The following is a 9,644-nucleotide window of genomic DNA, read 5'->3' on the forward strand; positions in this document are numbered from 1 at the left end:
TGGTCATCTTCTGCAAAATCATTCACGAAAATTTTGTCCCAGCCAGCAAATGATCCGATGAATTGATCTTTCAAAAAGTCATAGTGAAAGATCCCATTTTCAGAGCCAACCCATAATACACCTTTTGAGTCGGTATGAAGAGCGCTGATTTTGTTTCCCGGGAGAACCGTTTCTCCGCCAGTTCTGTTTTGGTAAGTCTTGAAATGATGCCCGTCGAAACGAATAAGGCTGTTTTCGCTGGCCAGCCAGATAAAACCGATGGAGTCTTGTGCAATGATTTTGATTCGTGATTCCGGCAGGCCGTCTTCGGTGCCATAATGAACAAACGCAACCGAGCAGTATCCATTGGTTATTTGCGCCAAAAGAAGTAGAGAAAACAATGTATGGAAAAGACCTTTACTCACGCCCTATCAATCAATTATACCCACGGCCAAATATAATAAAAAGTAATTCCGAACGTGTAAAAACTGTTGTATAAGTTCTTTTTTTTGCTTTGTCAGGTTAAGCAAAGGGGTTTGCCAGTGTTTTGAGTCGGAAGGTTGTCGGGGTATTCTCTGTTACGCAGCTTTGGATCAACAAAATCAAATGCAGACTTCATCTAATTTAAATCAAAAGTTGTAAATTCCGGTCGTCTAATTAAACCTAAACTACAAAACAATGAAACCGATTCTGCTCATCGCGTTTTTGATTACCCTTTCTTTTCATGTGCTGTCGCAGGAGATAGGATGGGAAGGACCAGCCGTTGATTTTTCGCACGACAAGCTTGTCATTGCTGAAAATAATCGTCTGCTGACTTTCGAAGATGGCACTCCATTCTTTTGGATGGGCGACACGGCTTGGGAAATGTTTCACCGGCTAACCAAGGATGAAACCTTGGAATACCTGGAGAATAGACGGGAGAAGGGATTCAATGTGATTCAGGCCGTTGTTTTAGCCGAGTTGGATGGACTCAACACTCCCAATGCAGAAGGGAATAGGCCGCTGATTGACAATGACCCGGCAAAAATCAATGAAGCTTACTTTGAACATGTCGATTGGGTAATCCGAAAAGCGGAAGAAAGAGGAGTATTTATTGGTTTGCTGCCAACCTGGGGTGATAAAGTTGATAAAAAATGGGGTGTCGGACCGGTCATTTTTAATGAAATGAATGCTTTTGTCTATGGCCAAATTTTAGGGAAACGCTATCGGGATTTTAAGAATATTATTTGGATTAACGGAGGAGACCGACCGGGGGGTGGTGAAAATTTTCCAGTTTGGGATGCCTTGGCGCGCGGCATTAAATCGGTTGATCAAAATCACTTGATGACTTACCACCCATCGGGAGAATCCAGCTCTTCGAAGTGGTTTCATGATTGCGACTGGCTCGATTTCAACATGATGCAAACCGGCCATGGCCAGCGCTCATATGCTATTTTTCAGCGTTTGATGTGGCCCGACTACAATCGGCAGCCGGCAAAGCCGGTTTTAGATGGTGAGCCGCGTTATGAAGATCATCCGCATAATTGGAAACCCGAAACGCTGGGCTGGTTCGATGATGTGGATGTGCGGCAAGCAACCTACTGGGGTGTTTTTTCCGGTGGGTTTGGCGTGACCTATGGCTGCCACGCCATTTGGCAAATGTTGGATGAAGGACGTCAACCCATTGGTTTTGCCCGCAACAGCTGGCGCGATGACCTGGATCTGCCCGGAGCTTGGGATATGATTCACCTGCGCCGATTGATGGAGAGCCGCCCCTTGATTGGCCGGGTTCCTTTTCAGCGAATTATCCAGAATGACGATATGCCGGAGAAAGAATTCATTGTAGCTACCAAGGGCGCGAATTATGTGATGATATACATTCCCACCGGGCTGGATGTTGAATTGGATCTCGATGCGTGTGGCTGGAAAAAATCGAAAGCCTGGTGGTATAATTGCCGAACTGGGCAGGTTACAAAAATTAGTCGGGTCAAACACAGCGGAATGCATCAATTCAGTACGCCAACCCGAGGGCATGGCAACGACTGGGTGCTGGTACTCGATGATGTAAAATCGGGATTTAAGACCCCGGCAAAATTAAAGGCAAGATGAACAAACTAAAATTGGGCGGACTTCTTATTTGTAGTATAGTCCTCACTGCCTTCATGAATAAAAAAAGTGATAAACAGCGAATTCAACCGTGGAAAGAAAACCCCTGGTTTTGGCAATATGAAAACAGGCCGGTGATGCTGTTGGGTGCCAGCGATGATGACAACCTGTTTCAATGGCCGGCCAATAGGTTGGTTTCGCACCTTGATTCGATGAAGGTAATTGGCGCGAATTACGTTCGCAATACGATGAGCGACAGGCAGGATCGGGGTTTTGAACTGTATCCGTTCAAAATGCTGGACAATGGGAAGTATGATCTGGAGCAGTGGAATGACGACTACTGGCAGCGGTTTGAATTCTTTCTGAGGGAAACCCGAAAACGTGATATCATAGTTCAAATCGAAATTTGGGACAGGTTCGACTATTCCCGACAGAATTGGCTGTCTCATCCATATAATCCAGGGAATAATGTCAGTTACAGTGAATCGGAATCCGGACTTGCGCCCGATTACCCCGATCACCCGGGGCGCAACAAGCAGCCTTTCTTTTTCACCACGCCGGAGCAGCGGCATAACACCCTTCTATTAAACTTCCAGAAGCGTTTTGTGGAAAAATTACTTTCCATTTCGTTAAAGTTCGACCACGTTTTGTATTGCATTGACAATGAGACTTCGGGCGAGGAGGAGTGGGCAGTTTTTTGGGCCGAATTCATTTTGGACAAAGCAACGAAGAAGGAGAAGGAGATTTGTGTTACTGAAATGTGGGACAACTGGGATTTAAGGTCGGATCATCACAAGCGAACCTTTGACCATCCTGAACGCTATGTGTATTGCGATATTTCGCAGAATAATCAGAAAAAGGGACAGGCTCATTGGGACAATTTGATGTGGGTTCGAAAGTACCTTTCAGCTCATCCCCGGCCATTGAATACTGTCAAAACGTATGGTTCAGACAGTGGCCCTCACGGAAACACGCAAGACGGAATTGAACGCTGGTGGCGTCATGTTCTCGGCGGTGTGGCTTCGGCTCGTTTCCACCGGCCACCGTCGGGCTTGGGTTTATCCAAATTGTCAATAGCTCAGGTTAAAGCGGTTCGTGAAATAGAATCGGTGATTCGACTATGGGAGTTGAATCCCCATAACGAACTGCTCTCGGATTGTCTCGAAAATGAAGCCTATCTGGCTGAAAAGAAAGGTGAAGCCTACGTGGTTTATTTTCCGGCAAGCGGAAGTGTTGGATTAAATTTGAGTGATTTTGATGAGGAGTTCAATTTTCGATGGATGAATATTCAACAAGGAAGTTGGGCTTCGGGTCAAAAAATTGCTGGCGGTGAAATCGTGAAACTCACTCCCCCGAACGCTGAAGGTTGGGTGGCTGTAATAAGCCGTTTGAATTAGATTGCTTTTAGACTTATTTGCTCTTCTTTAGCTTGAAGAAATGGTAAACCTTTTTTATTTTTTTGATCGCGAATCACTTGGATAGGTTTGTTCTGAGCACTTCAAGGAAACAGCTAAACGGTTGAATAATGATCTTTTAGTGGGCTGACCTTGTATCTTATTTTTATTCAGTTTAAATTAGTGTTGTTTAATTTTCTTCAAGTTGACAACCTAAAAAACGGATAAAATGATAAACAAAATTCATAGCCTGGGAGGCTATATTCATGAGTACCAGAAAAGTGTTGCTAACCCTCAGGCTTTTTGGGCCCAACAAGGTGAGAGTTTTTTTTGGCGAAAACGTTGGGACAAAGTGGTCGACTGGAATTTTGATGAGCCCAACATTCAATGGTATGTTAACGGGAAACTGAATATTACTGAAAACATTTTTGAGCGCAACCTCTATACCCATGGATCTCAAGAAGCCATTATCTGGGAGCCCAACAACCCGGAGGAAGAATCACGAACGCTCACTTACTCTGAATTGTCTATTGAAGTCAATAAGTTTGCAAACACCTTGCGAAGACTGGGAGTTGGCAAAGGCGACAGGGTGGCTATTTATATGCCAATGGTCCCTGAACTGGCGATTGCTTTGCTGGCATGTGCGCGCATCGGTGCAATTCATTCGGTGGTTTTCGCGGGCTTTTCCGCCAATGCGCTGAAAGAACGGATCAACGACGCTTCGGCTAAAGTGTTGCTAACGGCAGATGGCGGTTTTCGTGGAGATAAAATTACCCCCCTCAAGAAAATTGCAGATGAGGCACTGGAGCATTGTTCGAGCATTGAGACAGTGGTTGTGTTGAAACGGACGAAATCAGAAATCGATATGGTTGTTGGTCGCGACATTTGGTGGCACAAGGCTGTCGATGGCCAATCTGAGGTGTGCCGGGCGGAGGAAATGGATTCCGAAGATCCCCTGTTCATCCTTTATACTTCAGGGTCGACTGGTAAACCCAAAGGAATAGTGCATACAACCGGTGGATACATGGTGTACTCGGGCTACACATTTAGCAATGTTTTTCAGTATCATGCCGGCGACGTGTATTTTTGTACGGCAGATATTGGCTGGATTACCGGGCACACCTATATTGTATACGGCCCCCTGCTGGCTGGCGCTAAAACCCTGATGTTTGAAGGTGTTCCGACCTGGCCAGATGCCGGCCGCTTTTGGGACATTGTCAATAAATATCAGGTCAACCAGTTTTATACAGCTCCAACCGCTATCCGAGCTCTGTTGGCCAAAGGCAACGAATTCTTGGAAGGAAAGAAACTGGCGTCGCTCAAAGTGCTTGGTACTGTTGGAGAGCCCATTAACGAAGAAGCCTGGCACTGGTATCATGATCATGTTGGAAGAAACAAATGCCCGATTGTTGATACTTGGTGGCAGACCGAAACTGGCGGAATTATGGTATCGCCTATTGCTGGAATAACCCCAACCAAGCCTTCATTTGCCACTTTGCCATTGCCAGGAGTTCAGCCGGTTATTATCAGCAACGAAGGCAAGGAGTTAATCGGAAATTCAGTGGAGGGTAATTTGTGCATTAAGTTTCCCTGGCCCGGCATGGCCCGAACCATTTGGGGTGACCACGATCGGTTTAAGCAAACTTATTTTACGAGCTATCATAAAATGTATTTTACAGGCGATGGAGTCAGGCGCGATGAGGATGGTTATTACCGGATTTTGGGGCGTGTGGACGATGTAATCAACGTGTCGGGACACCGGCTGGGAACGGCTGAAATAGAAAATGCCATCAATGAACACCCCTTGGTGAACGAATCGGCGGTGGTTGGCTATCCGCATGCCATTAAAGGCCAGGGGATTTATGCTTTCGTGGCCTGTGGCGAATTGTCGACTGGAGGTGAAGAGGGCATCAGAAAAAGCATCATGCAGGGGGTGACAAAAATTATTGGCCCGATTGCCCGACCGGATTTGGTGCAGCTCGTTCCAGGGCTTCCCAAAACCCGAAGTGGTAAAATTATGCGCCGAATTTTAAGGAAAGTAGCCGAAGGCGATGCTTCTAATTTGGGCGATATTTCGACTTTACTTGACGAAGATGTTGTGGAACAAATTATTGACGGAGCACTGGTTGATGTGAAACGATAACCGAAATAAAATGTCAAAAAAGGAGCCGAAATGCTTCTTTTTTGATGATGTAATCTTTGCGTTAAACTTGCGTCAATCGGTGCTCTAATGCACTTGCGGAACCATATTCTGATTATTTTTGAGCCCGGCATAATTACTTGAACGGGTACCTTTCCCGATGAACATATATGGAACAAGAACGTACTAATTGTAGTAACAAAAGGAAGAAGCCGAAATCGTCGAAGGAGTTCAGAAAAATAAATTGCGTTCTTCAGAAAATCATCAATTAAAATTTAGATATCATGACTGTAAACAGAACCTTTGGAATCGTTGGTGTGGACAAAAATGAACCGATCGTGTCGGATAAGAAAAAAATTCAATATATTAATCTGAAGCTTGCCGCTGACGGTTATCCAACAATAGCGAACGGACCCAAATCTGATTTGTTGGAAATGGCCATGCCATTATTAAATAACTACAATATCAAGTCCAGGTTATTGGAAAAAAATTGTTCGCCGATGGGTGAACGCATCCAGAAATTTCTGAAAGACTATTTGAGTGATGTCCCAGGCGACAACTCAGTTACTTTTCCCGATCATCCGTTTATTCTCGACCGCTATGGCCTGGCTCGGATGGTTTCCCTGCCTGTGAATGCCGATTATCATGAAACCGACATCATCAAATCGTATCGAACCTCACAGGGAATTTTGAATAACCCAAAAGAAGACCGCAGAACAACTAAAGGAGTTTTTCATGTCAGCGAAGGTGGACTGCCAATTCCTGACGACAAAAAAGCTGTGCCAAAAGGGGCGTTCTGCAAATTGTTGCAAGCTGCTTTAAATCCACCGAAGGAGATTATGAAACTGCCTTTTACGGCTAACCAGGAGAACCCGGCCGAATTGTTTGTGAGCCTTATGCTTCGTCCTATTGTTGTTCCTGAAGTTCCCGGCGTGATGGAAGAAAAATCGATGGAGATTCAATTTCTGGCGCCCGGAAGCCTGGTTTCGAACCTTGATTTCGTCGAATCAATTTTTGGAAATGCCGGCGATCCTTTCTTGCCCGAAAACGATGCGGCACTTGCTCCTGCAAATTGGACAGGACACACTGGTTGCGTCATTCTTGCTCCTCATTTGACCAAGCTGACCAAAAAGGAACTGGGCCTGCCTCACTACGACAATGCAACTGAACGCCAAAAGCGCGATAGCATGTGTTGGAAAAAGGAAGATGAAAAATATAACGATGGAACTGCGTTTAAAATTACTGCTCGTGACGAGCGTGGGGTAGCGGTTACTTTAATTGCAGATAACTACTTCGGATATTGCAAGAAAGAAGTTAAAACCATGATCGGCTATTCGGCAAACCTGTTTGGTTTGGCCGAAGAAGAACATGCCGGTGGAGCAATTGCTTTTCGAAGTTACAACCTGGGCGAAAAATGGTATCTTGATGAGCGTTTGCCCACCAATGGAATGAATTTCGCGTCGTTTATCTATTTATTCGCTGACATGCTGGAATTGAAAAAGGAAGGCTATGCGGTCGATAAAACCTATCCTCAAGTGATTTATGTTCCCGAAGATGCCAATTTTGATCTGCTTAAACAGACCATTAGCTGGGAACAAGCAGGTAAAGAACAAACGATTAAGCTGCTTCCATATAAATATTACATCTACCCGAATGGTTACCGGGTGGAAATGAAAAAGCGGATCGAAGGTCCTAAATGGCATTTGGTTGGAACCCTGGCTGAAGGAACACTCTGCCATAAACCATGTACGGTGTCGGGTGGCGGAAAGTCGGAGATTTCGAAATCGATTAAAGATGCCATGATCCAGGGATCGGTTATTGTTACGGACCTGAATGCCGATTTGGATATGGTGGAAGAAATCATGTCTAAAGATTTTTCCAAACGCTTTAAAGTGCCTGCTGACTATTCAGTTCATAAATCCAGACATATTTTAAGTCGTCGGCGTTCGTTGGGCTCGGTCATTAAATTGCTCACCCCATCAGATGAATATACGGACGAATACAACAAGTGGCTTACCTCATTCCCTCAGCGGATTAAGGTGTTGATTTATGTAATTAAAGGAAATTACAGCGAAGACTGGGATGAGAACTGGCGGAGCTATTTCTCCGTTGATCGAATTAACGGGGTTCCCGGAAATGAACTGAAATTCAGGAACACGAAACTGCTGTCAAATTATTTACGCGTAGGGCACGACCAGGATAAATCGTGGCGAATCTTTTTGCTTCGTCAGGACTACAACCCGTCGAGCAAAGTACAAATGGAAGATGACATTTCAGCATCAGTAACACTGGATGCATCAAAACTGGAAAACCTGAATCCCAAGTATTCCAATCCAAGTGTCAAAATTCTGAAGAATTGTGAGTCACGTTTGTTTCAGCGTCCCGATGATTGTGTTGTTAAGGGCTATGATAAGCAAGGGGAGAAAGACCTTTCCAGCCCGAATACGTTTCTGTCGAACTTCGAACCCCTAACCCGTGAGCAGGTTCAGGAAATTAAGGACGATGCCATTGGCTTCGAGCTATATACCCAGCCGGTAAAAGATTTGATCAACAATTTTCTGAAAAGTGATTCTCCGGAATATTTGGTTGTTCCCTCCGAACCTCGATTAGTGGATGGGCTACCGTCAAAAAATCCACGTTACTTACAAACCCGACCGGATCTTGTTACTCCGGTAGAACGATATGTAGCTGAAGCAGCTACCCGGATCTTCAGAAAAATACCACTCGACAAGCCGGTGTTGCTGCCAGTGAATGCAGTGTTGCCCGGCCGTAGAAATAATCCGGCCGAACCCGAGATCAATGTTCCGCCATTGGCTGTTTACAACCCAATTCACTACCAGGAATTGCCGGAGCTGTTTATCGATTTTATTTGTAGCATTACCGGAAAATCGCCCTCTACCACAGGTTTTGGTTCCGAAGGAGCGTTAACCAAAGGGCCGTTCAACTCCTTGCTGCCAGCAGCTGACCTGAATAATGCCTTCTTGTCCTACATTCTTACTGGTTATGATGGCTTTTCATCGGCTGCCGGTTATGTTGGGCCCAACTATAAGGTTGATCACGACATCAGTTTGCTTATTCCCGAAATTTGGTGCCGCATGACTGTTGAGGAGCGCGATCCGAAGTTTTTGATTGAACATGGCTACCTGGAGAAAGTGGAAAATTTCAAACACGATGGAAAAGTGGTTGATGCCAGCTTGCTGGGTTACCGGATCACGCTGAAGTTTGTTACCCACTTTATGGGGCGTATTTTTAGTAAGCCCGATGCGGTATTCAGCGAAGACATGCTGAAGCCTGAGATGCAGGATATGGATATGTTTGTGGCTTCAGTTGAAAACCTGTCGGTGACTCAGAAACGGGTAGCCGAGGGATATATGCGTGATGGAACAGTTGATCTGTTGTGTCCGCCGCTGAAAGCGTTGGTGCACATCATGATTGATGGAAAATACAAGGGGAAAGACCGGAGCCATCCCGATATTCGGGCGATGTTTACCCGCGAAGCTGTTTTGAATAGCGACTGGTACAATGAGCGGCTGGTTGAGAAACAGAAGCGCGATGTGGCCCAGTGGACGAAAAATGTCGCCTACATTGAAGAGGTGACCAACAGGAAAAACTTTGCTGAAACTTCTGTTCGGCTCAACCTGCCTGAACGCCTGAAAGCTGCAAAAGCTAAGTTGAAGGAAGTTTCGTCGCCTGGTTACCTGGATACATTAAAAGGTACGATCGGTGCCGATACACTTCGACCGATTAACGAATAGTCAGTTTTTTTAAGATATCTATTAGAGGGGGCCGCAATGGCCCCTTCGCTTTTTTCATTCTTTCCATATCCAAGGATAGAATGGATATATCCTAAGATATAATACTTTGGGATAGGGATATTATCAGTCGGGAGTAGGGTAGAACGCTTCGGGAATGTGAGATTTTTTTCGGGAATGACCTTTATTCACAATGTCAAAAAGCTGACCTCTCCTAAAATAGCTTGACAGATTTACTCTCCTTCCCCTTATTCAGCTTATTTCTTCAATGGGAGTATAAATTGTTGTATTCAA

General features: G+C 45.1%; 5 protein-coding genes. 4 read left to right on the plus strand and 1 reads right to left on the minus strand.

All coding sequences use genetic code 11. The features are described 5' to 3' along the window. Positions 1-404: two-component regulator propeller domain-containing protein (locus tag AAC033_RS16955; protein WP_339740304.1), on the minus strand; the 404-nt coding region annotated here is incomplete at its 3' end. A gap of 253 nt (positions 405-657) precedes the next feature. On the opposite strand from AAC033_RS16955, the gene AAC033_RS16960 reads away from it, so the two are divergent. The 4 genes from AAC033_RS16960 to AAC033_RS16975 all read left to right on the plus strand — a co-directional run bounded on the left by AAC033_RS16960 (position 658) and on the right by AAC033_RS16975 (position 9,353). Beyond that, positions 658-2,067, plus strand: coding sequence for a glycoside hydrolase family 140 protein (locus AAC033_RS16960; protein WP_339740306.1), 1,410 nt, complete (start codon positions 658-660; stop codon positions 2,065-2,067). Beyond that, positions 2,064-3,461 (plus strand): putative collagen-binding domain-containing protein, encoded by a 1,398-nt coding sequence (locus AAC033_RS16965; RefSeq protein ID WP_339740308.1) that lies wholly within the window; start codon positions 2,064-2,066, stop codon positions 3,459-3,461. Before AAC033_RS16960 ends, AAC033_RS16965 begins: the two co-directional genes overlap by 4 nt. 226 nt (positions 3,462-3,687) lie before the next feature. Further along, complete coding sequence (gene acs / locus AAC033_RS16970; protein WP_339740310.1) at positions 3,688-5,601, plus strand: acetate--CoA ligase; 1,914 nt, start codon at positions 3,688-3,690, stop codon at positions 5,599-5,601. A gap of 281 nt (positions 5,602-5,882) precedes the next feature. Further along, complete coding sequence (locus AAC033_RS16975) at positions 5,883-9,353, plus strand: hypothetical protein (RefSeq protein ID WP_339740312.1); 3,471 nt, start codon at positions 5,883-5,885, stop codon at positions 9,351-9,353. Positions 9,354-9,644: the final 291 nt, after the last annotated feature.

The organism is uncultured Sunxiuqinia sp., from assembly GCF_963974515.1.
GTDB lineage: Bacteria > Bacteroidota > Bacteroidia > Bacteroidales > Prolixibacteraceae > Sunxiuqinia.

Coding starts and splice junctions, on each gene's coding strand:
- AAC033_RS16960 (WP_339740306.1), top strand. CDS start 658: ATGAAACCGATTCTGCTCATCGCGTTTTTGATTACCCTTTCTTTTCAT.
- AAC033_RS16965 (WP_339740308.1), top strand. CDS start 2,064: ATGAACAAACTAAAATTGGGCGGACTTCTTATTTGTAGTATAGTCCTC.
- acs (WP_339740310.1), top strand. CDS start 3,688: ATGATAAACAAAATTCATAGCCTGGGAGGCTATATTCATGAGTACCAG.
- AAC033_RS16975 (WP_339740312.1), top strand. CDS start 5,883: ATGACTGTAAACAGAACCTTTGGAATCGTTGGTGTGGACAAAAATGAA.